Annotated in this window: 17 protein-coding genes (1 of these 17 cut by a window edge); 11 read left to right on the plus strand and 6 right to left on the minus strand. The window is 71.7% G+C overall.

Annotation, left to right across the window (positions count from 1 at the left end):
* On the minus strand, positions 1-1,193 hold the 5' portion of the coding sequence (locus WMF43_RS12585; RefSeq protein ID WP_437680092.1) for a glycosyltransferase family 39 protein. 502 nt of this gene lie to the left of the window's left edge; the window shows 1,193 of its 1,695 coding nt (coding positions 1-1,193); its start codon is at positions 1,191-1,193; the stop codon falls past the left edge of the window.
* Between the two features lie 577 nt (positions 1,194-1,770).
* Here WMF43_RS12585 and WMF43_RS12590 point away from each other — a divergent pair.
* A complete protein-coding gene (locus tag WMF43_RS12590) occupies positions 1,771-2,553 on the plus strand; it encodes a DUF1206 domain-containing protein (RefSeq protein ID WP_437680094.1) in 783 nt (260 codons plus the stop codon).
* Positions 2,554-2,750: 197 nt separating this feature from the next.
* Positions 2,751-3,164: a zf-TFIIB domain-containing protein gene (locus WMF43_RS12595; protein ID WP_437680095.1), complete on the plus strand. Its 414-nt coding sequence runs from the start codon at positions 2,751-2,753 to the stop codon at positions 3,162-3,164.
* A gap of 13 nt (positions 3,165-3,177) precedes the next feature.
* Here WMF43_RS12595 and WMF43_RS12600 read toward each other — a convergent pair whose 3' ends face one another.
* The 3 genes from WMF43_RS12600 to WMF43_RS12610 are packed head-to-tail and all read right to left on the minus strand — an operon-like array spanning position 3,178 to position 6,890.
* Entirely contained in the window at positions 3,178-3,993 is an 816-nt protein-coding gene (locus tag WMF43_RS12600; RefSeq protein WP_437680097.1) for a class II glutamine amidotransferase, read from the minus strand.
* Positions 3,986-5,377 carry a hypothetical protein gene (locus WMF43_RS12605; RefSeq protein ID WP_437680099.1) on the minus strand — a complete coding sequence of 464 codons (1,392 nt, stop codon included), beginning with the start codon at positions 5,375-5,377 and terminating at the stop codon, positions 3,986-3,988. Before WMF43_RS12605 ends, WMF43_RS12600 begins: the two co-directional genes overlap by 8 nt.
* Before the next feature lie 19 nt (positions 5,378-5,396).
* A complete protein-coding gene (locus WMF43_RS12610; protein WP_437680101.1) occupies positions 5,397-6,890 on the minus strand; it encodes a hypothetical protein in 1,494 nt (497 codons plus the stop codon).
* 567 nt (positions 6,891-7,457) lie between these two features.
* Here WMF43_RS12610 and WMF43_RS12615 point away from each other — a divergent pair.
* Positions 7,458-9,047, plus strand: a complete 1,590-nt coding sequence (locus WMF43_RS12615; protein ID WP_437680102.1) for a hypothetical protein — start codon at positions 7,458-7,460, stop codon at positions 9,045-9,047.
* Between the two features lie 117 nt (positions 9,048-9,164).
* Here WMF43_RS12615 and WMF43_RS12620 read toward each other — a convergent pair whose 3' ends face one another.
* Positions 9,165-9,644, minus strand: coding sequence for a Spy/CpxP family protein refolding chaperone (locus WMF43_RS12620; protein ID WP_437680103.1), 480 nt, complete (start codon positions 9,642-9,644; stop codon positions 9,165-9,167).
* Between the two features lie 146 nt (positions 9,645-9,790).
* Here WMF43_RS12620 and WMF43_RS12625 point away from each other — a divergent pair, with 146 nt between their 5' ends.
* From WMF43_RS12625 to WMF43_RS12660, 8 genes are all read left to right on the plus strand, one after another.
* Complete coding sequence (locus WMF43_RS12625) at positions 9,791-10,672, plus strand: GNAT family N-acetyltransferase (protein WP_437680104.1); 882 nt, start codon at positions 9,791-9,793, stop codon at positions 10,670-10,672.
* 82 nt (positions 10,673-10,754) lie between these two features.
* Positions 10,755-11,252 (plus strand): NADPH-dependent FMN reductase, encoded by a 498-nt coding sequence (locus WMF43_RS12630; RefSeq protein ID WP_437680106.1) that lies wholly within the window; start codon positions 10,755-10,757, stop codon positions 11,250-11,252.
* A 500-nt stretch (positions 11,253-11,752) separates the two neighbouring features.
* Positions 11,753-13,510 carry a sigma-54-dependent transcriptional regulator gene (locus WMF43_RS12635; RefSeq protein WP_437680107.1) on the plus strand — a complete coding sequence of 586 codons (1,758 nt, stop codon included), beginning with the start codon at positions 11,753-11,755 and terminating at the stop codon, positions 13,508-13,510.
* A gap of 159 nt (positions 13,511-13,669) precedes the next feature.
* On the plus strand, positions 13,670-17,767 hold the full coding sequence (locus WMF43_RS12640) for a TOMM system kinase/cyclase fusion protein (protein WP_437680108.1): 4,098 nt from the start codon (positions 13,670-13,672) through the stop codon (positions 17,765-17,767).
* A 185-nt stretch (positions 17,768-17,952) separates the two neighbouring features.
* On the plus strand, positions 17,953-18,435 hold the full coding sequence (locus WMF43_RS12645; protein ID WP_437680110.1) for a hypothetical protein: 483 nt from the start codon (positions 17,953-17,955) through the stop codon (positions 18,433-18,435).
* Positions 18,436-18,661: 226 nt separating this feature from the next.
* Positions 18,662-20,863 (plus strand): TOMM precursor leader peptide-binding protein, encoded by a 2,202-nt coding sequence (locus WMF43_RS12650; protein WP_437680112.1) that lies wholly within the window; start codon positions 18,662-18,664, stop codon positions 20,861-20,863.
* Between the two features lie 50 nt (positions 20,864-20,913).
* Positions 20,914-22,068: an amidohydrolase family protein gene (locus tag WMF43_RS12655; protein ID WP_437680114.1), complete on the plus strand. Its 1,155-nt coding sequence runs from the start codon at positions 20,914-20,916 to the stop codon at positions 22,066-22,068.
* 31 nt (positions 22,069-22,099) lie between these two features.
* Positions 22,100-22,504, plus strand: coding sequence for a nuclear transport factor 2 family protein (locus tag WMF43_RS12660; RefSeq protein WP_437680116.1), 405 nt, complete (start codon positions 22,100-22,102; stop codon positions 22,502-22,504).
* A 74-nt stretch (positions 22,505-22,578) separates the two neighbouring features.
* Here WMF43_RS12660 and WMF43_RS12665 read toward each other — a convergent pair whose 3' ends face one another.
* Entirely contained in the window at positions 22,579-23,403 is an 825-nt protein-coding gene (locus WMF43_RS12665) for a hypothetical protein (protein WP_437680117.1), read from the minus strand.
* Positions 23,404-23,577 lie beyond the last annotated feature (174 nt).

A 23,577-nucleotide genomic window follows, 5' to 3' on the forward strand; every position in this document is an offset into this window, starting at 1 on the left:
CCCAGGCCGAAGAGGATCGACAGGATCGCGAAGCCCGGCATGATCACGTTCGGCCAGCCGCCGGAATGCAAACGCCCAGCCCACGACGCGCCGATCATCCCGACCGCTGCGAACAGGTAGAAACGCCGGCTCTCGTCGAAAGGCGGAGCGAAGGTCGAACCCCCGTCCTGCGATACAGGACCCTCGGCCGCTCTCGCGGCGGGGAGCGCAGGGGCGGCGCGGCCGACCGCCCAGTAATAGAGCGCAAAGAGGCAGCTCACCGACAGCGGCGTCATCAGATCGTGGCGCCAGAAATCGGTCCACATCCGCGATACCCAGGGGTGCTGGCGCGGAAGCCAGAAGACGAAGTACCAGAACCAGCCGTCGTGGATCCAGTCGAGCAAGAGCACGCTGCCCACCATCATCGCGGCGCCCGCGGCCCCAAAGACGAGGCCGCGCTTCCACTCGGTGAGGAGGACGTGCGCCGCGACGGGCAGGAAGATGACCGACGCGGACTGCTTCGTGTGCAGCGCCAGCGTGAAGAGCACCGCCGCGACGAGAGTTGACACGAGAGAGCGGCGGAAACGCACGAGGTAAAGCGCGCCGAGGAGCAGGAGGACGAAGAGCGAGTCGACACGCGCGATGTCGTAGAACCCGGCCGAGAGGTTGTAGGTGCCCGCAAAGACGGCCGCCGCCAGGAAGGCGGCGAGCTTGCCGCCGGTCTCGCGATGGACGAAGCGGGCGACGAGCGCGATCACGCCGAGCGAGGCGAGGAACGAGACGAGCCGCGCCGAGAAGAAGCTCAGCCCGAGGACCTTCGAGAACGCAGCGGCAACATAGAAGTAGAGCGGCGAGTAGATGAATGGAACGAACTCGACCGTCGGCTTCACATAAAGCTTCCGCCCCTCCAGCGCGCGGCGCACCTCGTCGAGCATGCCGCCCTCCATCCACTCGATCTCGAACGGGTACCGGAGGTGCACGACCGCGAGCACGAGGTAGGTGACCACCGCCGCCACCGCGGCGAGCGCGACGACCACCCGCAGCGACACCACGCCGAACCCCGGGAGACGGTCGAGCCACGGCGCCACCCGCGCACGGAGCGCCGCGGCGCGGGCACCCCACAAGGACTGCGCGGTCAGGGGAGCGGGCGTCGCGACGCCGCGCGGCTCTTCCGGCGCGGGCTCGGGTGCTTCGTCGAGGAGGTTCTGCGTCATCGAGGTGCGGGAAGCTGGCACAAACAGCGGAGGGAAGGGAAGGGAGAGGCCACCGCGGCCATCGTGCTCACCGAGCCGATGGCCACACCGGAAGCTGGGACGTGTGCGCCAGCAAACTCCAGCGGCAAGGGTATGTCAATGCCCTACCATGTCGCCGCGATAGCAGGCGATTCATCGCAGGGCGAGCGACGCAGGCGCGTTTGCCGGCGGGCAGGGCGACGTCTCGCCACGACAGCGGGTTATCCGTCGCAGACCCCCTGCGACACCGGCGTGTTTGCTGGCGGGCAGGGCGACTTCTGACTCGCTTCCTCCGCGTTCCCGCCCGTGTTGTCCAGCAGCGGAGATACGCGGCACCTGAGGCAGTCTTGGGCCGTGGCGTGGCAGCGCGCCCCACAACACACGACGCGATTCACGACGCGCGCGGCTCGCCGCACCGCCGCCGGCGCCCGCAGGATCACGCACCGCGCCGCGTTCGCCCGGTGGCATGCGCACTGCACAGGACTCCAGGCAGGAGAACGAGCTCATGGAAATTCCGGTGTCGCGAGATATGTTTACCCAGCCTGAAAATAACGGCTGGGTGCGTACCCTGGCCCGGGTCGGGTTCGCCGCCAAGGGGCTGGTCTATGTGCTGATCGGGGCGCTCTCGCTCCAGACCGCCCTCCGGGGCGGCGGGCAGACCGCCGGCGGGCGCGAGGCGGTCGGGGTGATCGGCGAGCAGCCGTTCGGACAGGTGCTGTTGTTCGTCGTGGGGATCGGGCTCCTGGGATATGCCCTGTGGCGAGAGGTGCTCGCCATCAAGGATCCGGGCCACGTCGGCCACGACGCGAAGGGCACGGCCGAGCGCGTGGGCTGGGCGGTCAGCGGGGTCGTCTCGGCAGGCCTCGCGCTCACCGCCTTCCAGCTCGCGCTCGGGCGCGACAGCGGGCGGGGCGGCGGCTCAGAGACCTGGGTCGGCACGCTGATGGAGCAGCCGTTCGGGGGCGTCCTCGTCGGCCTCGCGGGGGCCGTGGTCATCGGCGTCGCCGTCGCGCAGATCCGCAAATCGATGAAGTGCCGCTTCGCGCGGGACCTCGACACCGAGCGCATGAGCTCCCCCGAGCGCACCTGGGTGTTCCGCATGGCCCGCATCGGGCTCATCTCGCGCGGCGTCGTCTTCGGCATCATCGGCTCGGCGCTGATCAAGGCCGCGATCGCCCACGATCCCGGGCAGTCCAAGGACGTCGACGACGCCCTCGCCACGCTCGCCACGTCGCCCTTCGGCACGGTGCTGCTCGTGCTCGTCGCCGCCGGCCTCTGCGCCTACGGCGTGTACATGTTCTTCTGCACCAGGTACTCGAAGCTGAGCCACCCCGCCGCGTAACCCGGCGGGCGCTCGCGCCGGTGACCGCCGCGCCCCGGCGCGCGCAGCCCGCGAGGGCCCCGCGCGGCCCGCCGCCCCAGACGAACCCAGCACGCCCGCGCGCCGCGCGCGGGGCGCAGGCGCAGGCGCAGCGACGCCGGCCGGCGAGGACGCCGCGCCGGCCCCGGCCCTTCACGCGATCCGACGCCTCTGGTACGTTGCGCCTGACCGCGGCGCGTGCCGCACTGGAGCGCAAGTTGAACTGCCCGAAATGCATGGCCACGATGCAGATCGTCACCTTCGGCGGGGTCGACGTCGACCGATGCACCCGCTGCGGCGGCATCTGGTTCGACAGCCGCGAGAAAGAGATGCTCAAGGCCATCGAGGGATCCCAGCAGATCGACACCGGCGATCCCGCGGTGGGGCGGCGGAACAACGAAATCCGGCGGGTGCCGTGCCCCCGGTGCACGACGCCGATGGTGCGCATGGTCGATCCGGAACAATCGCATATCTGGTACGAGACATGCAGCGTGTGCGGCGGCGTGTACCTCGACGCAGGCGAGTTCCGCGACTACAAAGAGCACACGATCAGCGACTTCTTCCGCGGCCTTTTCGCGCGGCCGCGCAGCTGAGCGCCCGCGCCGCTCAGGCGTGTGAGGCCGGCCCGGGGGCCTCCTCCGGGAAGGACGCCAGGAGCTCGCCGGCGCGGAAGACCCACAACGTGCCCGGCGTCGCCTTGCTCCAGAGCTCGTCGCGCGTGAGCGGCTCGGTCGCGACGACGGCCATACGCGCGTCCGGGCCCATGCCGTGGACGTCGTTGAAGTTCACCTTGACGTCCGCGTCCACGAGCGTGGCCTCGCCGAAGGGGGCGCGGCGGACGATGCACGACAGGTGGTCGCCGCAGCGCGCGAAGAGGTGCTCGCCGTCGGCGAACAGGAAGTTGAAGACTCCATCGCTGCCGAGCTCGTTCCCGAGCTCGAACAGCGTGCGGCCGAGCGCGTGCGCGTCGGTCGGGTACTGCGACCCGTAGGCGGCCCGCAGCTCCTCGAGGATCACGCAGAAGGCGTGTTCGCTGTCGGTGTCGCCGATGGGCGTCTCGAAGCGGAGCTTGCGGTCCCTGACATTGGGCAGGGTTCCGTTGTGCGCGAACACGATGTGCCGCCGGTGCAGGACCCGCATGAAAGGGTGCGTGTTCTTCAGGGCCGCTCCGCCGCGCGTCATCTTGCGGACATGCGCGATGGCGAGCGCCGTGTGGATCGGGTTCTCCCGGATGAACCGCGCGAGGGGGCTCGAGAACGCGGGGTGAGGCTCGAGGAACGTCCGCGCGAACAGCCCGTCGTACATCGACACGCCCCATCCGTCCGCGTGCGGCCCAGTCTGTCCGCCGCGGAGCGCGAGCCCGGTGAACGAGAACACGATGTCCGTCGGCACGTTCGAGACCATGCCAAGCAGCTCACACATGCCGCCTATCCTCCCGCAGCGCGAGCGCGTCGTCCACGATCATGAGCCCCGTGACCCCGCCGCCCGCGGACACGTTGCTCACCGCCGACGCGGAGAGCCGCACCATCGCGCCTTCCATGCGGCCGGCGAACACGAAGGGGCAAAGGTCGAAGTAGACCTCTTCCTCCACGATACCTCCGCGGAACGTCGGCGCGCGCAGCGTGCGCGAGCGGCTCCGCTCCTGCGCGATCATCCGCTGCTCCGGGTCCGCTCCCGCGCCACGGACGGCCCCGCGCCACACGGCCGGGGACGTCTGCCACCCGAGCAGCACGCCCTTGCCGCCGTAGTCGTCGTTCGGCTTGAGCACGAAGCTCTCCTGCTCGGCCTCGAGGAGCTCCAGCAGGTCCACCTCGCGGCCACGCCACGCGACGCGGCCCGGCTTCACCCGGCGCGTCCAGGGGATGTGCGCCGCGATCGCCGCCCGCTGCTCGGGCGAGAACAGGCCCGAGAACTCCGGGGCGCTGAGCACCGCGAACGACGCCTTCTTGTTCAGCGGCTTGATCCGGAAGGAGTTCGCCACGCACGCCGCGCGGTCCCGGGTTGCGCGGAGCAGCGGGTGGTCCAGCCCGCACCGCGAGAGGAGCTCCTGCGTGATCACGCGCCGGTAGACGAGATCGACCTTCTCCCCGCGCGCCGAGAGCCGGCCGCCGCCGACCTCGAGCTCGGCCGGATCGAGGATCAACGTCCGGTGGCCCTCGGCGGCGAACAGGTCCGCGAGCACCTTGAACTCGGCCCGCGTGTCGACGGTGGCCCAGTCGACGATGGCGATGGTCGGCCGGGGCTCGCGCCCGCCCCACCCGGCGTACGCCTCGCGCAGGGCGCGCAGCAGCCCGAGGTGCGGCGCCGGCGTGCGCACGAAAGGACGGCTCCGGACGCGCGCTACGTGCGGGAGCGCCATCAGGGTCTGCTCGATGAGCAGCTGGTCGGTGATGCCGGCGGGGGAGTCGGCGTTGAGCTCGATGAAGTGAAAGCCGCCCTCGGTCACCAGCATGTCGAGGCGCCCGACCGTGAGGAACGGCCCGTCGCCCGGATCCATCGCCGCGGCGGCGAGCTCCTCGCGGGACATGCCGAGCTCCTCGGCCATGGCCGGATCGGCGAGCGCCCGCCGGGCGACGCGCTCGACGGCGGCCGTGATCAGCTCGGCGGCGCGCGCGACCGCGGCGTAGTCCCGCTCGGAGATGAGGTAGGGCCGCAGGTGGCGGCAGAGCGGGCGGGCGCCGTGCACGAGGCCGAGCTTCGCCTCCTCCTCGAGCAACGACGAAAACCGCGCCTCGTCCATCGCCCCCGGCGCGAAGAGCCCGGCGTCGAGCTGCTCCGCGACGGCCTGTGTCGCGTTGTGGTGCATGGATCTCCTCCGATGTGCGTCACCCAGGGATCGCCCAGGCGTGCAGCGGTTTGCCGGACCCGATCTCGGCGAGGTACTGCTCCACCACCGCGCGGAGCGCCTCTTCCCGCGACGGCTTGCGGGCCTCGATCGCGTCCAGCGCGCGCAGCTGCCACACGGCCCCGGTGATGCCCTTTTCGACGCGCGCCTCGAAGATCTGCAGGAAGTGGCGGGCCTCCCGCGCGTCCACGCCGGCGGTGAGCAGCGCCTCCTCGGCCCGCGGCAGGAGCGAGAGGAGGAGATCGCGCGCGCGGACGCCCTTCGGCGCGGCGCCCGGCTCGGACGGCCAGACCAGCTCGGCGTCGAGCCCGTGCTGCGCGGCGTGGTAGAAGTTCCTCGCGGCGAGCGCGAACGGGAACGACGGCAAGAGCTCGGTCACGGTCGGCGCGAGCGCGAGGATGCCGCCGAGCAGGACGCTCGCGTTCGCGAGCATGTCGTCGAGCGTCGGGCCGGACGGCAGGGCGCGGAGCTCGATCCGCAGGTGGCCGCCGCCGGCCGGATCGTACACCGGTCGATTCCACTTCCAGACCGTGCCGTGGTGCAGGCGGAGCTCGTGCAGCTGGGGCACGCCGCCCGCGGTCGCGCACGCGATCGCGTCCTCGTCGCTGCACACCGGGAGGATGGGCTCGTGCAGCGCGACGCTCTCCCGGAAGAGCTCCGCCGCGCCGTCGCGCACCCAGCCCGTCCCGAAGCCGATGCGCGCCGGGCGCCTCCAGTCCGTCTCGGGCTCCGGCGGGCGGTCGTCGCCGGCCTGCTTGAAGAGCGCGACCCGCGTCTCGTGCCACAGCCGGTGCCCGAGGAAGGTGGGCGAGTTGCCGGAGGCCGCGAGCACCGGCGCGGTCATCATCATGGCCGCGTTGAACACCCGCGCGAAGGAGTCCGGATCCGCGCGGAGGTGGACCTGAAAGGCGGTGTTCGCCGCCTCCATCGCGGGATCGTCCGACATCAGATCGAGCGGCTCCTGCCCGTCGATCCGGATATGGAACGGCGCCTTGCGCAGCCGGCAGAGCCCCGCGGCGAGCGCGCGGTACCGGGGCAGGTTCGTGATCGTCGCCGGGTGGAAGTCCTGCCGGCGGAAGGTCGGCAGGATGCTGACCGGGACCACACGCGCGCCCCGCGCCGCGGCGCGCCGCTGGATCTCCTCGACGGTCGCGCGCATCTGCTCGCGCAGCGCCGAGAACGGCCGGCCCGCGAGCGCCACGGCCTTGGTGCTGAGCTCGATGTCGAACGCGCCCATCTCCGGCGTGATCATCGGGCTCCCCGCCGCGCGGGCGATCTCCGGCCCGATCGGCACGGGCCGCGCCTCACGGTCGACGAGGAACATCTCGAGCTCGGTGCCGATCGTCGGCTCGCCGAGGCCGAACCCCGGTCGGCTCATCACCATCTCGAGCGCCGTGAGGTGCTGCTGGAGGCGCCGCTTGAACAGGGGGTAATCCGCCGTCCTGAAATGATCCTGCTGAATCTCGATGCCCAAGGGACCTCCCGATGCAATCTCGGGCGAGCGCCGAGCCGCCCTGCACAGCGGCTCCAGCGACCGGCTGGATGCCTCCGCGCCGCCAGGATCGCGACCTGTTCGCTGAGCCCGCGCAATGCAAACACAAGGCCAGCACCGGCGTGCTCGGGGCGGAACGTGCTGAACTCGGAGACGGCGTCCTCCGGCCGTGTCCGCCGCCCAGCTACGCCGATCGCACGGTGAGGCACGCCTGCGGCGTGTGGCAAAACGCCGCGTGAGCTCGGGTTCGCCCGCGCGACGGCCGGCGCGTTCAACGACCGTCGCCGGCCGCGCGCTCGGGCCTGATCGGCGCGGGACCCGGTGTGCGACCCGGGCGCATACGGAAGGCGCCTGTTGACGCCGCCGAGCCGCCGCGCCTCCACGGCCCTGCCAGGAGGGCGCATCGCGGAAGGCGCAGCACGGAAGGCGCAGCGCGACGGCGGCGGCGCGCTTGACCCCTACTGTGGCACGAATAGCATCGAGGGCGAGAGGGGCTCGTTCCCCCCTCACGCTTGGGTGCTTGGATTCAGATCAATCAAAGGAGGGGTCATGATGGCGAGGTCTCTTCGTCCGCGCGGCGCGCGGCGCGCTTGTGCGGTCGCTCTTGCGTGCGCGCTGGTCGCAGGGTGCGGGACGCCCGGCCCTGCGCTCCCCGAGGCCGAGCTCGCGACCGAGCCGGTCGACCCGGTCGACCCGGTCGACCCGGTCGACCCGGTCGAGCCTTCGACCTCGTTTCCCGCGGACGATGGCGAGCTGCTCGATCCGCAGGACCCCGTGCAATGTGACCCTTCCATCTCGGTTCCTAGCGACGGACCGGCGCTCGTCGTGACCGACCCGGACATCCTCGATCCGTTCCAGCTCGAGCGGGTGCTCGCGCAGATCCTCGCGCGCGCCGGGGAGACGGAGATGACGCCGCTCGGGCTCCTGCAGCGCCTGTTCGACACGGAGAACACCACGGCCGGCGCCGTGTTCCCGGACAATATCCATTGTGACAGCCCGGAGAACCGCGCGTTTACCAACGCGGCTCCCGTCGATTGCCCGCGGGCCGAGGGCGCGCTCGCGCGGAGCCCGGACCTGTTCACGCCGGGTCGCCCGGACTACTTCGCGCCGGTCGCGCTCGTCAACCGCTTCGATCTGGCCACGAGGGCCATGGATACCTGCGGCGAGTACCGCATGATCTACGCCAAGCAGTCGGGGCGCGACGACCCGGACAACCGGCTCTTCCTCATCTTCGAAGGGGCGCTCTCCAACCCGACGCCGGGCGACATCATGACATGCTCGTCCCCCGCAGCGCTGTGGGCGAGCCTCGAAGGGAAGGACCCGGCCACGATCACCGCGAGCCTCGAGGCCTTCTATTTCGACGGGCTGCCGGGCTTCGCGCCGCTCGTGGATCCCAACCACTTCGGGCTCCTGTCGAGCGATGACGGGACTTATGGTTCCCAGCGCGGGCAGGTGCGCGTGAGCCAGCGCATGCAGGACCCGTGGGAGATGCGGGAGCTTCGCTTGACGACCCCGGGCAAAAGCGAGCTGCCGCGGCTCCTCTTCGCGCCGACGACCGTCAAGAACAACCCTGCGCCGACCCTGTACGCCCCGGGATCGAGCGAGCCGACGGACGCCGCGCTCATGTTCGTGGATTCGTTCCGCATGAACGTGACGCTGCTCGCCGCGGCTCGGGTCCCGGGGATCCGGATGGAGGTGCCGAGCGGCGTCAACGCGGGAGAGAGCGCGGTGAGCGGCCGGGCGATGACCGATTATGCCGCCCTGCTCGCGCGCGACACGCCGCTCCTGGATCAGATCGAGGAGGAGATCGCGCGCGCGCAGCCCGACCTGTCCTGCCCTCCGGGAGACCCGCTGACCGCCGAGTCCATCTTGAAGCGCGCCTCGGTCCAGTCCTGCGCGGGCTGCCACGCTCCGGAGCAGTTCCTCGGCCCGGAGAGGAAGATCGGCTGCGGCCTCGAGTGGCCGGGCACGCTCGGCGAGGTGCATATCGACGAGCGCGGCGCGCTCTCCCCGGCGCTCACCGAGGTGTTCCTGCCGCACCGCGCGAGCGTGATGACGACCTTCCTCCAGGCGTGCGACACAGGGGCTATCCTGGACAACCTGCTCCCCGCCGCGTCGGACACGATACTGCCGATCTGAGCGCCTCGCGCGGCCCGGCCGCTCAAGGAGGCTCAAACGAGGGAGGGGCGCTCGAAAACAACGCTGGCGGCGCGCCACGCCGGCGGCGCGCCGCGGGGGGAAGGGAGCGCCTCGCGCTCAGAGGGTGATGGCGCCCGTGCGGATGAGGTACGCGAGCCGGCTGCGCTGCTCCGGATCGAGCAGCGCGTGGGTGCGCGCGAGCGTCTTCACGACCGCCTCGCGCAGCCGCTCGGCGGTCCGGACGCGCGCCGCCGCGGCCTCGGCGACCCTGGCCTCGTCGAACGTGTCGCCGGCGAGCGCGTCGGCGAACGCCGCGGTCACGCGGCGGTTGTCGACGGCGGCCTGGGCGCGCTCGGTCTTGAGGTCGTCCATGAGGCGCGCCAGCTCGGCCACCTGCTTGTCGCTCAGCCCGAGCCTCTCCGCGAGGAAGCGGAGCGGCCTGCGCACCCCGAAGCTCCACCCGCCCAGCTCGCCGTCGTGCTCGCCGCCCGCGTGGGCCCACCCCGGCCCGCCGCCCGACCGTCCGCAACCTGCCGCCGCGCCAAACGCAGCACGGCGCTGCGCGCGTTTCCACCACGCAATCATTCCCGGGTACATGGCACTCTCCTCTCGCCGGGGCGCGAGGCCGCCGGCGGGGTTCAACGCGCGGGCTCCATGCCTCGCGCAAGCACCAGCGTGAGGCGTTGCGCGCCGCTGTCAAGCTGAGGCCGCCATTCCGCGGAGACCTTTGGTAGGCTCTCGCCATGGCGACGACCCTGCGCACCCTCGCTCCAGGCGACGAGGCCGCCCTCGAGGCGTTCCTCGTCCAGCACGCCGACACCTCGATGTTCCTGCGCTCCAACGCCCGCACCGCCGGCCTCGCCGACCAGGGCGAGCCGTTCCAGGCCACCTATGTCGCCGCCCTCGATCAGGGCCGCATCGTCGCCGTGGCGGCGCATTGCTGGAACGGGCTCGTGATCGTCCAGGCGCCCGTCCACACCGAGGACGTCGCGCGCGCCGCCGTCGAGCGGTCGGGCCGGGCGAAGCGGATCGGCGTCACGGGCCCGTACGAGCAGGTCGAACGCGCCCGGCGCGCCCTCGGCTTCGCCGAGCACCTGGCCGCGCGCGACGGCCGCGAGAAGCTGTTCGTCCTGGACCTCTCGGCGCTGCGGGTGCCCGCCCCGCTCGCCTCCGGCGAGGTGGTGTGCCGGCGCTCCGCGCCCGGCGACGTCGATCGGCTCGCCCGCTGGCGCGCCGCGTACTCGACCGAGCTCTTCGGCTGGGCGCCCGGCCCGGCGCTCGACGCCTCGTCGCGCGAGCAGGTCACACGCCAGCACGAGGACGGGAACGCGTTCGTGCTCGTCTCCGGCAAAGAGGAGGAAGAGCCGGTGTCGTGTACGTTCTTCAACGCGCGCCTTCCCGACATGGTGCAAGTCGGCGGCGTGTGGACCCCGCCGGAGCTGCGCGGGCGTGGTCATGCGCGCGCGGTCGTGGCCGGATCGCTGCTGTCGGCGCGGGGAGAGGGCGCGACGCGGGCGATCCTGTTCACGGGCGCGCAGAACCGCGCGGCCATGGCCGCCTACGAGGCGCTCGGGTTCACGCTGGCCGGGGAGTACGGGCTGTTCTTGCTGGCCGGCACGGGGTGAGCGAGCGGGGGAGAGAGCCGTGGAGACGACGCAGGGATGTCGGCCGTTTGAACTTCCCTCGAGCCCCGTGTAGCGTTGGCCGATGAGGATCCTCGGCGTCTGCGGGAGCCTTCAAGCGAGATCATCGAACCTGACGCTGCTCCACACGGCGAGATCCATGGTCCCCGGAAGCGTCGAGCTCGTCCTGTACGACGGTATCCGCGATCTGCCCCTCTTCAACCCCGATATCGAGGCGAGCGGCGCGCCCCCGGCCGTCGGCGAGTGGCGGCGCGCCATCGCGGCGAGTGACGCGTTGTTGATCGCCTCGCCCGAATATGGCCACAGCCTGCCGGGCGCCCTCAAGAACGCCATCGACTGGGTGATCGGCACCGGCGAGCTCGAGCGCAAGGTCGTCGGCGTGACGGCCGCGACGGCCAGCCCCGAGCGCGGGCGCCTCGGCTTGCAGGCGCTGCGGGGCACGCTCGGCGCCGTGAGCGCCAGGGTCGTCGGCGGCGAGCCCATCGCGCGCGGGCCGTCCTTCGAGCGCGAGCTGGCGGCGCTGCTGGGCGCCCTCATCGACGCCGCCCGCGACGAGGGGTAGAGCGCCCCCATCCAGTTGAAGAGGGTGCGGAGGCGCCTTTGACCATCGAGGAGCGGGCGGGAGGTGTTCCTCCGCAGTGCGCTGACGAGAACGCTGCAGGGCTCGGACCCCCGCGTCGGTAGCGACGAGGTGGGATAGCGGGGGAGCTGGGCGCGGCAAGTCTCGCGGTGTGGGCTCATGAAGGTCAAGCTGCGCTCGCAGGCGACGGGCGCCGCGGGACGGCCTACCCGATCTCGGCGCAGCGACGGCGCCTTCCAGCAGGGACGACGCCCAACCCGCGCGGTCGACCCTCGGCGGAGGGGGGCTCGCGAGACGCGCCCCGACAGGCGAGCTCACGCGTCCTGGGAGGACGCGCGTACGTCTTCGCGGGACGCCGCCGGTATCGAAAAAATCTGGCGTAGATGTTGACTGGTGATCCTTCTTACGATGCTGGGTGCCCCCGGGTTTCCTAGAAATCTCCCTCGGGCTGAACGCACCTTGTGTACCCTGGCCTACGCCTCATGCCCGATGACCTGCTCCCGGCGCTGATCAACAGGCTCATGGGGGCTGCCTGCTTCGAGGACGCCGCGACGGCGGTGCTGCAGGACATGCTGGCGAGCGTCGAGGCGGCGCTCGCCGAAAGCCCGCTCGCGGCGCAGGGGCGCCTGCTCCGCGGGGTGGTGCACCTCAGACCCCAGGACGGCTACCAGCGGCTCTTCGGCCTCGAGCACCGGAGCGGCGCGCGCGTCGAGGGGACCGGGTACCTGACCTCGGGGAGCGTGTGGCGCTGGCTGCTCGAGCACCGCTGCTCGGTCTCGATCGACGTCCAGCTCGGCGTGCTGCGCCCCTGGCTGCCGGACGGCGCGCCCGCGCGCGTGGTCGAGCGGCGCGACGGGGCCTGCCTGCCCGGCAGCGAGACGCGCGAGCGGATGCTCGAGCGCGACGCGACGCACGTGCACGTGGTGCCGCTGCGCGCCCCGGGGGGCACGGTCGAGGGGATGATCGCGCTCGAGGTCGGCTGCAAGCAGGCGATCGGCGGCGAGCTCGTGTGGCGCAGGTGTTACGAGCTGCTGGAGCTCCTCGCCAGCGCCGCGGCGCCCTACCTGCGCGCCCTGCCGGCCCGGCCGGTCAACGCGCCGCGCGCGGACGAGTTCCTGCCGGTCGTCGGGCCCACCACCGCGAGCCTCATCGATCTCCTCCGCGTGTTCGCGCGGCAGGAAGAGACGATCCTCATCAGCGGCCCGACGGGCGCCGGCAAGTCCCGCCTCGCGCGCTGGTGCCACGAGCAGTCGACGCGCCGCCAGCAGCGGTTCGAGACGCTCGATCTGCTCAGCGTGCCCGAGGACCTGCAGATGGCCGAGCTCTACGGCTGGAAGCGGGGCGCGTTCACCGGCGCGGTGCGCGACAACCCGGGCGCGATCGCGCGCGCCGCCCAGGGGACGCTCTTCATCGACGAGGTGGACAAGCTGTCGCTCAAGGCCCAGGCGGGCCTGCTCCACGTGCTCGAGGAGCGGCGTTACCGGCCGCTCGGCGACGAGGGGAACGAGCGCCGGGCGGACGTGCGCTTCATCATCGGCACCAACACCGATCTGCGCGCGGCCGTGCGCGAGGGCCGCTTCCGCGAGGACCTGTACTACCGGATCAACGTGCTGCCCGTGCGGCTCCCGCCGCTCTCCGAGCGGCTCGACGAGCTGCCGCTCTGGGCCGACTACATGCTGAAGCGGCGCCACCGCGAGGGGGGCGGCCAGGGCGCCGCGCGCGTCGGGCCCGACGCGATGAAGCTGCTCCTCGACGTCGCCTGGCCGGGCAACCTGCGGCAGCTCGACAACATCATGCGCCGCGCCTACGCGCTCGCGCTGGCCGAGCGGGGCGGGCTCGGCGGCGAGCTCGTGCTCGAGAGGACCCACCTGGAGCGCGCCCTCGCCTACGAGGACGCGCCGGACAAGGGCGCGCTGCTCACGCAGCTCTGGCGCGCGGCGCACGCGTTCGTGCAGGAGGCGGAGCGGCGCGGGCGCGCCGGCGCGCCGCTGCCGCTCGAGCTGATCGAGGCGTTCCGGGGCCTCGTGCTGGGCGCGGCGGTGCGGCGCACCGGGAGCCGCGAGGAGGCGTTCGCCCTGCTCGGCCAGCAGCAGCTCCTCAAGAACCGCAACCACCACCGCGCGCTCCGGCGGGAGCTCGACCGGGTCCGGGAGCTCGCCGACAAGCTGGGAGGCGAGATCGATCGCGACCTCGCCGCCCTGCTCGAGGAGGAAGCGGACGCATCCGTGGACGGGCGCTGAGCGGGGCGCGACCCGGCGCGGAGGAGGGGGCGCGAGCCGCGCATCGAGATTGACCCTGCTGCGGCGCGGCCGTCTCATTCCACGCCGAAATGCTTGCGGTCGTTCGGGCGCTGCGTCGCTCGCGGAGCGCGAGGATCGTCCATCGAAGAGGGCAGGGGAATGGATCGACGCAATCCATTGCTGGCGGGCAGCGCCGCGTTCGCAGGCCGGTACGAGCTCCTCTCGGAGCTCGGGATGGGCGGCTTCGGCGCCGTCTACAAGGCGCGGCAGCTCACCACCGGGCAGGCGGTGGCGCTCAAGATCATGCGCCTCCCGGAGCAGGGCGGCGCGGCGGAGATCGAGCGGCGAATCGCCCGGTTCCTCCGCGAAGCGCAGCTGTGCGCGCAGCTCCACCACCCGAACATCGTCCAGCTCATCGACGCCGGGCGGGCCGAGGACGACCTGCTCTACACGGTCTTCTCCTTCGTGCCCGGCGAGACGCTCGCCGACGTCCTCGCCCGCGAGGGCGCGCTCTCGCCCCGGGAGGCGCGGCACCTGATGCTGCAGGTGCTCGACGCGCTCGCGTACGCCCACGCGCAGGGCGTGATCCACCGCGATCTCAAGCCGCGCAACATCATGGTGCTCCCCTCGGGCGCGCGCAGGAACGCCGTGGTGCTCGATTTCGGCATCGGCGCGATCTCGGGCGCCGGGGGCGAGCGGCGCTCCCGGCTGACCGGCACGGACGAGGCCCTGGGCACGGTGGGCTACGCCGCGCCGGAGCAGCTCCGCGGCTCGGAGCCGACGCCGCGCGTGGATCTGTTCTCGTGGGGGCTCGTCTACCTCGAGTGCCTGACCGGCGCGCCCGTGTTCGCTGGAAGCTCGTCGGCCGAGATCCTGTACGCGCAGCTCAGCCCGGACCCGGTGCCGATCCCGCTCGCGCTCGACGGGCACTGGCTCGGGGGGCTGCTCCGCCACGTGACCAACAAGGACCCGGCCGCCCGCGACGCCCGCGCCGCGGCGCTCGTCGCCGCGCTCGAGGCGTGCGATCTCGGCGAGCTGTCGCAGGAGACCATGGCCGGCGGCGCGCCCTCGCTCGCCGGCGCCGACCTGCGCTCGCGGCCGGTGCACGGCTTCTTCGCGTCCACCGCCGTGGCCCGGCCCGGCGCCACGGCCGAGGGCGGGGAGCGGCGGCAGATCACGGTGGTGTGCTGCGCGATCGAGGTGCTCGCCGGCGCGACCGGCGCGATCGAGGTGGAGGAGGCCGACGAGGTGCTCCGCGCAGGGCTCGCGCGCTGCGCCGAGATCGCGCGCGGCTTCCGGGGGCACGTGGCCGCCGCGCTCGGCGATCGGGTGCTGATCTACTTCGGCTATCCGCGGGCCGAGGAGGACGACGCGCGGCGCGCCGCGCGCGCGGCGCTGGCGATCGCGGCCGCGATGCAGGCCGAGGGCGAGCGGGCCGCGGCGCGGGGCGCGCGGATCGTGGCGCGGCTCGGGATCCACACCGGCGTCCTCGTCGCGCAGGAGCTCCGCGCGGTCGCCGGGCTCAACGTGGGCGCGACGCCGGGCACGGCCGCGCGCCTCGCGGCGCGGGCGCCGGCGGGCGGCGTGGCCGTCTCGGCGGAAGCCCAGCGCAAGCTGCGGAGCGCGTTCGAGCTCGAGCGCGAGGGGCCGCGGCGCGCCGGCGACGACGGCGCGGCGAGCGAGATCTTCCTGCTGCGGGCGGAGCGAGGATCACGGCTGACGCCCGACGCAGACAGCCGCGGGGCGCCGCTCTTCGGCAGGGAGCAGGAGATGGCGATCCTGCTCGAGCGCTGGCGCCGAGCGCGCGCCGGCGCCGGGCAATCCACGCTGGTCACCGGCGAGCCCGGCATCGGCAAGAGCCGCCTCGCGCGCGAGCTGCGCGCGAGGCTGGCGAACGAGCCCCACACGTTCCTGGAGTTCCGCTGCGCGCCGGACGCGCGGCACAACGCGCTGCTCCCGGTGGTCGACATGCTCGGGCGCGCGCTCGGCCTCGATCAGGAGCCCTCGCCCGAGCGCCGGATCACGCGGCTCGAGGCGCGCCTCTCGGGCTACGAGTTCACGCCCCTCGAGGTGATGCCGCTCTTCCTGCCGCTCTTCTCGCTGCCCATGTCGCCGCCCTACGCCCGGCTCGACGTCTCCCCCCAGCGGCTGAAGGAGCGGACCCTCAACGCCGTGCTGTCGCTGCTGTTCGCGATGGCCGAGGAGCGCCCCCTGATCCTCGTGGCAGAGGACTTGCATTGGTCCGATGCCACGACCCTTGAGCTGCTCACGCTGCTCGTGCAGGAGGCCCCTTCGGCTCCGGTATCGGTGATCATGACCGCACGACCTGAATTCTCACCTCCCTTTTCGACGACCGGCGTCCAGCAGATCCCGCTGAGCCGCCTCGAGCGCGCGCACATGGAAGCGATGGTCGCGTCGCTCCTCGGCGGAAAGTCGCTGCCTGCCGAGGTGATCGAGCAGGTCGTGGAGCGCACCGACGGGGTGCCGCTCTTCGTCGAGGAGCTGACCCAGATGATGGTGGACTCGGGCGTGCTCCTGGAGCGGGAGGACCGGTACGAGCTCGCGCGCCCGCTCTCGCAGGCGGAGATCCCGAGCACGCTCCGCGACCTCCTGACGGCGCGCCTCGACAACCTGGGTCGGGTGAAGGAGACAGCGCAGCTCGCGGCCGCGCTGGGGCGGGAGTTCCCCGTCGAGGTGCTGTCCGCGGTGAGCCACCTCGGCGCCGAGGGCGTGCAGCAGGACCTCGACCGGCTGATGGAGGCGGGGCTCGTCCAGCGCAAGCGGCGGCCGCGAAACCCGGTGTACGGCTTCAAGCACGCGCTCATCCGGGACGCGGCGTACGAGTCCCTCTCCAGGGCCGCGCGGCGGAAGGTGCACGCGCACATCGCGCGGACGCTGGAGGAGCGCTTCCCGGAGATCGTCGAGGCCCGGCCGGACATGATCATGCAGCACCACGCGGCGGCGGAGCAGAAGCTCCAGGCGCTGACGTACGCCCGGAAGGCCGCGCTCGGCGCGCTGGTCCAGTCGAACTACGCCGAGGCGATCGGCCATGCGACCGACGCGCTCGGGTGGCTGGAAGCGATCGAGGAGGAGCGGGAGCGGGCCGATCTGGAGCTCGGCCTCAACGGGGTGATCACGCCGGCGTTGATGTCGACGAGGGGCTGGGCTGACCCCGAGATCAAGGCCAAGGTGGAGCGCTCTCTGGCGCTGGTCGAGGTGGTCGGGCACAGCGCGTACAGCATGCCCGCGCTCTGGGCGCTCGTGCTCTTCTATCATGTCGGCGGTCATGACCGGGGCAAGGCGGTGGAGACCGCGGGCCGGATGCTGGATCTGGCGAAGCTGGGCAACGACGTCGGCCAGCAGGTCGCGGCCCTCGCCGCCCTCGGGCATTGCTCCTGGATCGACGGGAACTACGAGCGGGCGCGCGCCCACTGGGAGTCCGTCATCGCCCTCTACGATCCCGAAGCTCACCGGGATCATCCCTCGATATACGGGCACGACTCGAAGGCTTGGGCCTGCATGGGCCTCGGCGAGGCGCTCTGGTTCATGGGCTACCCTGAAGAGGCGCTCGCGCAGGCGGAGGCCGCCGTCGCCTGGGCCAAGGAGACCGGGCACGCCAACACCCTCGCCCAGGCGTACATGTTCCTGAGCCTGCTCCGCCATGACCGGCAAGAGCCCGCCGAGGTCATCAAGGCCGCGACCATCGTGCAGGAGCTGGAGAAGCGTTATGGCCTCCCGCCGGTGTCCGCCTATACGGGCGTGGTGCATGGCTGGGCGCTCGGCGACCTCGGGATGGCGAAGCGCCATCTGCAGAACCTGGAGGGATCCGGCCACGCGCTGGCGCAGACGTATTTCCGCGCGGTGGTCGCCAGGATGGAGGCCGCGCACGGGGATCTCGACGCCGCGCTCGGGCGCGTCGAGGGGTGCATCGCGCTCTGCGAGGCGACGGGGGAGCGGTACTACCTCGCGGAGCTCTTGCGCCTGCAGGGCGCCTTCCTCCTGGAGCGCGATCCGCGCGCCGAAGACGCGAGCGCGGCGTGCTTCCGCCGCGCCGTGGAGCTCGCTCGGGCCCAGGGGGTGAAGATGCTCGAGCTCGCGGCCACCACCAGCCTCGCTCGTGTCCTCCTGAGGCAAGGCGCCGCGGAAGAAGCGCGCGCGCTGCTTTCGCCGATCGTCGCCTGGTTCGGCGAGGCGCCCGACGTCCCTCCGCTCACGGAGGCACGGGCGTTGCTAACTTCGTTGACAGAGTTGGCATAGCTCGCTTGATTGGCCGGCGCGCCTAGCCGCTCTGCTCTGCGAGGCGCGCCCGTGATGGGCTTGGCTTGAGACCCGGAGAGACATCTCTCCGGGCGAGGGCGCCGCACGTTCGGTGCGGGCGCAGGGGCGTGTTTTGCGAACTGTAACAGAGGTGCGCGATGTCTGGAATTCAAGAATTCAGCCCGATGAACACCGTGTCAGGGTTCAAATACGCCTGGATGAGGCTCATCGCCATGGCGTGGAGCGACAAGGACGTGATGAAGCGGCTGCTCAACGCCAGCTCGGCCGACGTGCGCAACGCCTTCAAGAGCCTGGCCGACTTCGAGGTGCCCGATGACATGCACATCATCATCTACAACCCGAAGCGGTACAACCCCGATGACATCGAGAAGAGCATTCGCGAGGTCATCTTCAAGAACGAGCCCAGGTCCTTGTCCGATCTCCAGGGAGGGGGCCCGAAGGACGACAAGGACCCGAAGGAGGATTTCACCTGGGGGTGGGATGGGGGGCTGAAATCGTGGCTGCTGCCGTCGGCGATCGTGCTGCTCCCGATGCCGCCTCCGCCCGAGCACAAGGAGGCTGACCAAGGCCGCGATCTCAACCAGGACGCGATGGCCCTGGCGGCGTACCAGTGGATAGGCAGGGCCCTGCCGCTCTCGTGCTGCTGACGGCGCGGAGGTCGGCCAAGTCGACGCGCGCGGAGGCGCGTGGAGGTCAGGCGCAGGTGGCCAGAGCCGGCGGCGGAGGACCGTCTTCCCTCGTCCGGCTCTGGCTGCGGTCGGTCATCGGACCGCCGCGCCTGCGCCGGCCTCGTGCGGCGTCGCACGCGGAGCGCGCGGCGCCGGGCGTGGGTTTCTGTGGATGGACTTCTTTGAGCTGAGCCCGTATCGAGCCATGAAAAGACTCCTCCGGTTCAAACCGCACCTCCGCGTCGAGCTCGCAGGCGATGAGCAGGTCTTCCTGGTCGGAGAGCGCGAGCGCTTCCTCCTCAAGGGGAGGTGCCACGAGCTCTTGGCGCCGCTGCTCGACGGCCGGCGGACGGAGCTCGAGATCGTGCAGGCGCTCGAGGCCCAGGCGTCGCCGGCCGAGGTCTTCTATACCCTCATCACGCTGGAGAAGAAGGGCTACGTGGTGGAGGCGGACGCGGGCCCGTCCCCGGAAGTCGAGGCCTTCTGGCATTCGCTCGGCCTGGACGCGGCGCGCGCCGCGTCGCAGCTCGCCAGGACTCCCGTGGCCGTGCTCGCGACGGGGGGCGAGGACCCGGAGCCGCTGGTCGCGGCGCTGATGGGCGCCGGCGTGTCGGTGCGGGACGACGCGGCGTTGCGCGTCGTGGTCGCGCGCGATTACCTCGACGGCGAGATCGAGGTGATCAACCGCCGCGCCTATGGCGACCGCTCTCCCTGGATGCTGGTGAAGCCCGGCGGCTCCGCCGCGTGGATCGGCCCGATGTTCCGGCCCGGCGAGGGGCCTTGCTGGGAATGTGTGGCGCAGCGCGTGCGGGCCAACCGCCCCGTCGAGGCCTTCGTGGCCCGCCGGACGGGGCGCGCCGAGCCGCTCACGGCGCCGCGGGCGCTCCTGCCCACGAGCGCGCGAGCCGCCGCCGACCTGGCCGCCCTCGCGCTGTCGCGGTGGATCGTCGAGGGGGGCCGCGGCGCGATCGATGAGAGGCTGATCGAGGTGGACCTCCGCCGCTTCCGCCTCGAGGAGCACGCGGTGGTGCGGAGGCCTCAATGTCCGGTCTGCGGCGACCCCGATCTGCTGCGCAAGCGCGCGATGCGGCCGATCGAGCTCGCGCCTCGACCCAAGTCGTTCACCGACGACGGCGGCTATCGCTGCGTGACGCCCGAGGAGACCTACGCCCGTCACGAGCACCTGATCAGCCCCATCACCGGCGCCGTCACCAGCGTGGGCCCGGTGCCTGGCCGCGATCACCCGCTGCGGCCCGTGTATGGAGCGGGGTATTTCGCCTGCCCGGTCACGCAGGCGACTCCGCCGCTCGACGAGTTCATCCGGGCCAGCCTCGGGAAGGGCCGCACGGCGGCGCAATCCCGCGCCGGCGCGCTCTGCGAGGCCCTCGAGCGGTACAGCGCGATCTTCCAGGGCGACGAGCCGCGCGTGCGCGCCTCGTTCGCCGACCTCGACGGCGAGGCGGTGCACCCGCGCCTCCTCCTCGGCTTCAGCGAGTCGCAGTACGCGCGCCGCGAGGAGCTGAACCGCGACGTGCGGGACTGGAGGAAGAAGGTCCCTCCGCCGTTCGATGAGCGGACCGTCATCGACTGGGTGCCGGCCTGGTCGCTCACGCGCGGCGCGCGCCGTTACCTGCCGGCCGCGTACTGCTATCTCCACGTCCCCGCGCCGCCCGGGGAGCAGCTCTGCTCCATCGATCCGAACGGGCACGCCGCCGGCAATTGCGTGGAAGAGGCGATCCTGCAGGGGCTCCTCGAGCTCGCGGAGCGGGACGCCGTGGGGATCTGGTGGTACAACCGGGTCACCCGGCCAGCGGTCGATCTCGCCAGCTTCGATCAGCCGTATTTCGGCGCGCTCGAGGAGCACTATCGCGCCATGGGGTATCGGCTGTGGGTCCTGGACGTGACGAACGATCTCGGGATCCCGGCCTTCGCCGCCCTGGCGCACTCGCCCGGCGCTGGGCGGTTCTGCATCGGTTTCGGCTGTCACCTCGAGGCGCGGCTCGGCGTCCAGCGGGCGCTCACGGAGCTCAACCAGCTCTTCGAGCCCGCTGCCTCGACGCGCGCGCCGTGGGGCGACGAGGACCCCGGAGATCCCGCGTTCCTCTTCCCGGGTGAAGGGCTCCCCGCGCGGCGCCTTCGCGATTTCGACCAGGTCTCGAGCGACGACCTGCGCGACGACGTCCGCGCCTGCGTGGAGCGGGTCGCCCGGCTCGATCTGGAGGTGCTGGCGCTCGATCAAACGAGGCCCGACCTCGGCCTCCACGCGGTCAAGGTCGTGGCGCCGGGCCTGCGGCACATCTGGCCGCGGCTCGGGCCGGGGCGCCTCTACGAGGTGCCCGTACGGATGGGATGGCTGCGCCGGCAGCTCACGGAGGCGCAGCTCAACCCTGTGCCCCTCTTTCTCTAGACAACGGTGCCGCGCCTGCTCGCGAGACGTGGGCGAGATCGGAGGCCTGGATGCGAAACGGTTATCGGATCGTCGACGCCGATAGGCATGTTATCGAGCCGGTGGAGATGTGGAGGGAGTACCTGGAGCCCGAGCACAGGGGCCGCGCCCCAACCCTCGAGATCCTCGCCCCCGGCGGGGCGCCCGCCTCGCCCTCCGGCGCTCGGGCCGCGGCCCCGCCCGCGCCGACGCTGATGCTCGACGGACAGCCCGTGATGGTCAACCTGTCCGCGCGCGCGCGGATCGAGCTCGCGTCGGCGCGGCAGGGCCGAGCGAGGCAGTACCAGGCCGGCGCCGACCCCATCGCCCAGCTACGGGCGATGGACGCGTCCGGAATCGACGTCTCCTTCCTGTATCCGACGTTCGCCATGTACCTTCTGGGCGTGGACACCCTCGACGCGGAGCTGGCGGGCGCCTTCGCGCGCGCCTATAACCGCTGGCTGCGGGACTTCTGCAGCGTGAGCCCGGAGCGCCTCCGGGCGGTGGGCCTGGTCAGCCCCCACGATCCGGCCGAGATGGTGCGCGAGCTCGAGCACGTCGCGCAGCTCGGCTGGCGCGCGGTGGTGCTGCGCCCCAACCCGGTGAAGGGGAGGCTGCTCAGCGACCCAGCCTACGAGCCGTTCTGGGCCGCGTGTGCGCGGCGCGGGATCGCCGTCGCCATCCACGAGGGCACCCACGCGCGGCTGCCGACGGCCGGCGCGGATCGATTCAAGACCCGGTTCGCCCTGCACGCGTGTTCCCACCCCATGGAGCAGATGATGGCGTTCCTCGCGCTGGTGGAAGGCGGCGTGCTCGAGCGCCACCCCGGCCTGCGCGTCGCCTTCATCGAGGCGGGCTGCGGGTGGCTGCCCTACTGGCTGTGGCGCCTCGACGAGGTGGAGTACGCGCACCTCGCCGGCGAGGTCGCGGAGCACGTCCGCATGCCGCCGTCGGAGTATTTCCGCCGCCAGTGCTTCATCTCGGCCGAGCCCGACGAGCCGCTCCTCCCCGAGGTCGTGCGCGACGTGGGGGGCGACCACCTCCTCTTCGGCACCGATTTCCCGCACCTGGATCACGAGGCCGACATCGTGGATCGGGCGCTGGCGCTCCGCGGGAGGGTGTCGGAGGAGGCGCTCGGGAAGATGCTCGGGGAGAACGCGGCCCGCTTCTTCGGGCTCGACGCGTAACGCGGGTGGATTTCCAGGCAAGGAGGGCGTGATGTCTCAGCACAACGTGGACGTGGTGCGCGGCTTCTACGAGGCGGTCCATCGGCGCGACTTCGAGCGCCTCTTCAGCTTCATCGACGAGCACGTCGAGTGGATCGGCCTGAAGCCGCTGCCGTGGGGTGGCGTCTTCCACGGCCACGACGGCGTGAGGACCTATTTCCAGCGCGCGCTCGAGGCGAACACGGAGCTCGTCCCCGAGCCGTACGAGTACGTCGCCAGCGGCGACAAGGTGGTGAGCCTGAGCTGGGTCCGCGGGGTGGCGAGGACGACCGGCAGGCCCTGGAAGGTGCAGTGCTGCCACGTGTGGACCGTGAGGAACGGGAAGATCGTGGCGATGTACTATATCTGCGACGTCGCGACGATCATGGACGCGCTGGGGCAATCCACACCGCGCTGAGTCGAGGAGGAGCGCCGGCGGGCGCGGACCCGTCCGCCGGGCGCGCATGCCTCGCCAGAGCTCCCGATGCGCCGCTAGAACTCGGCGATCACCCCGATCGCCGGATTGATGATGTAGCCGTCGAGATTGAACTTGAATCCCCGCTGCCCGAAGGCGTCGATCAGGCCGCTCCCGAAGATGTAGGCGCTCGTCAGCTCGAAGCCGACGAACAGGTTCTTGTAGCCGACCGCGCCGCCGATCTGGGTGCCCAGATAGGCGGCGTAACCGAGGAACGAGCCGTTCTCCTGCTCCCCCGGGTAGCCGTTGAAGGCGGGCAGGTTCAGGACGATGTCGGTGCCGAACCTCGCCAGCATCAGGCGAGGACCGCCCCAGAGCCGGAACCATTCGCCCCGCCTCCCGAACAGGATCGGCACGTCGATTTGCCACCGCCAGAAGTCCTTGAGCTCGAGGATCTCGAGGCCGCTCTCGAGGGGATACCCGCGCAGGAAGTACGCGAGGCCGGCGCCCACCGTGAAGTCGTAGCCGTCCTTGTCCATCTCCGAGAGCTGGTGGCGGGTGCCCACGCGGAACGAGCTGCTGGTGTAGCGGAGGTTGGCCTCCCAGCGGTCGACCGGGGTGAAGCCGATGCCGACGTGCGGCGTGACCGCGGTCGGGCTGAGCGCGTGCCCGCCGGCCGCCTTGAAGAGCTGCAGCCGCTCCTCCTGGGACAGCTCGGACGACCTCGCTGCGTACGCCGCGTCGATCCCCCAGAAGACGTGCTCCCGGGGCCTGCTGAGCGCGAGCGCGGCGTCCGCCCCGAACTCGGCCTGAGCATGGCCCTTCTCGGCGATGTGCGCTGGATGAAACGTGGAGAGCGCCGGAGCGCAACCGCATGTCGAGAGGGCGAGGAGAGCCGACACACAGGGCCGCATGGGCCCGGCACGCTATCACGGGCTCCTTCGCTTCGTTCTCCGGATCACGGCGCTGCGACGCGGCCGCAGCGGGGATGAAGGGCAGGCGCCGCCGCGCCAGCGCCGCCCGGCCTCAGGCCGATCCGAGAGGCCGGCGCGCGGCGTCTGCCCGTCCTCCGAGCC

This window comes from Sorangium sp. So ce131 (assembly GCF_051519095.1).
GTDB lineage: Bacteria > Myxococcota_A > Polyangia > Polyangiales > Polyangiaceae > Sorangium.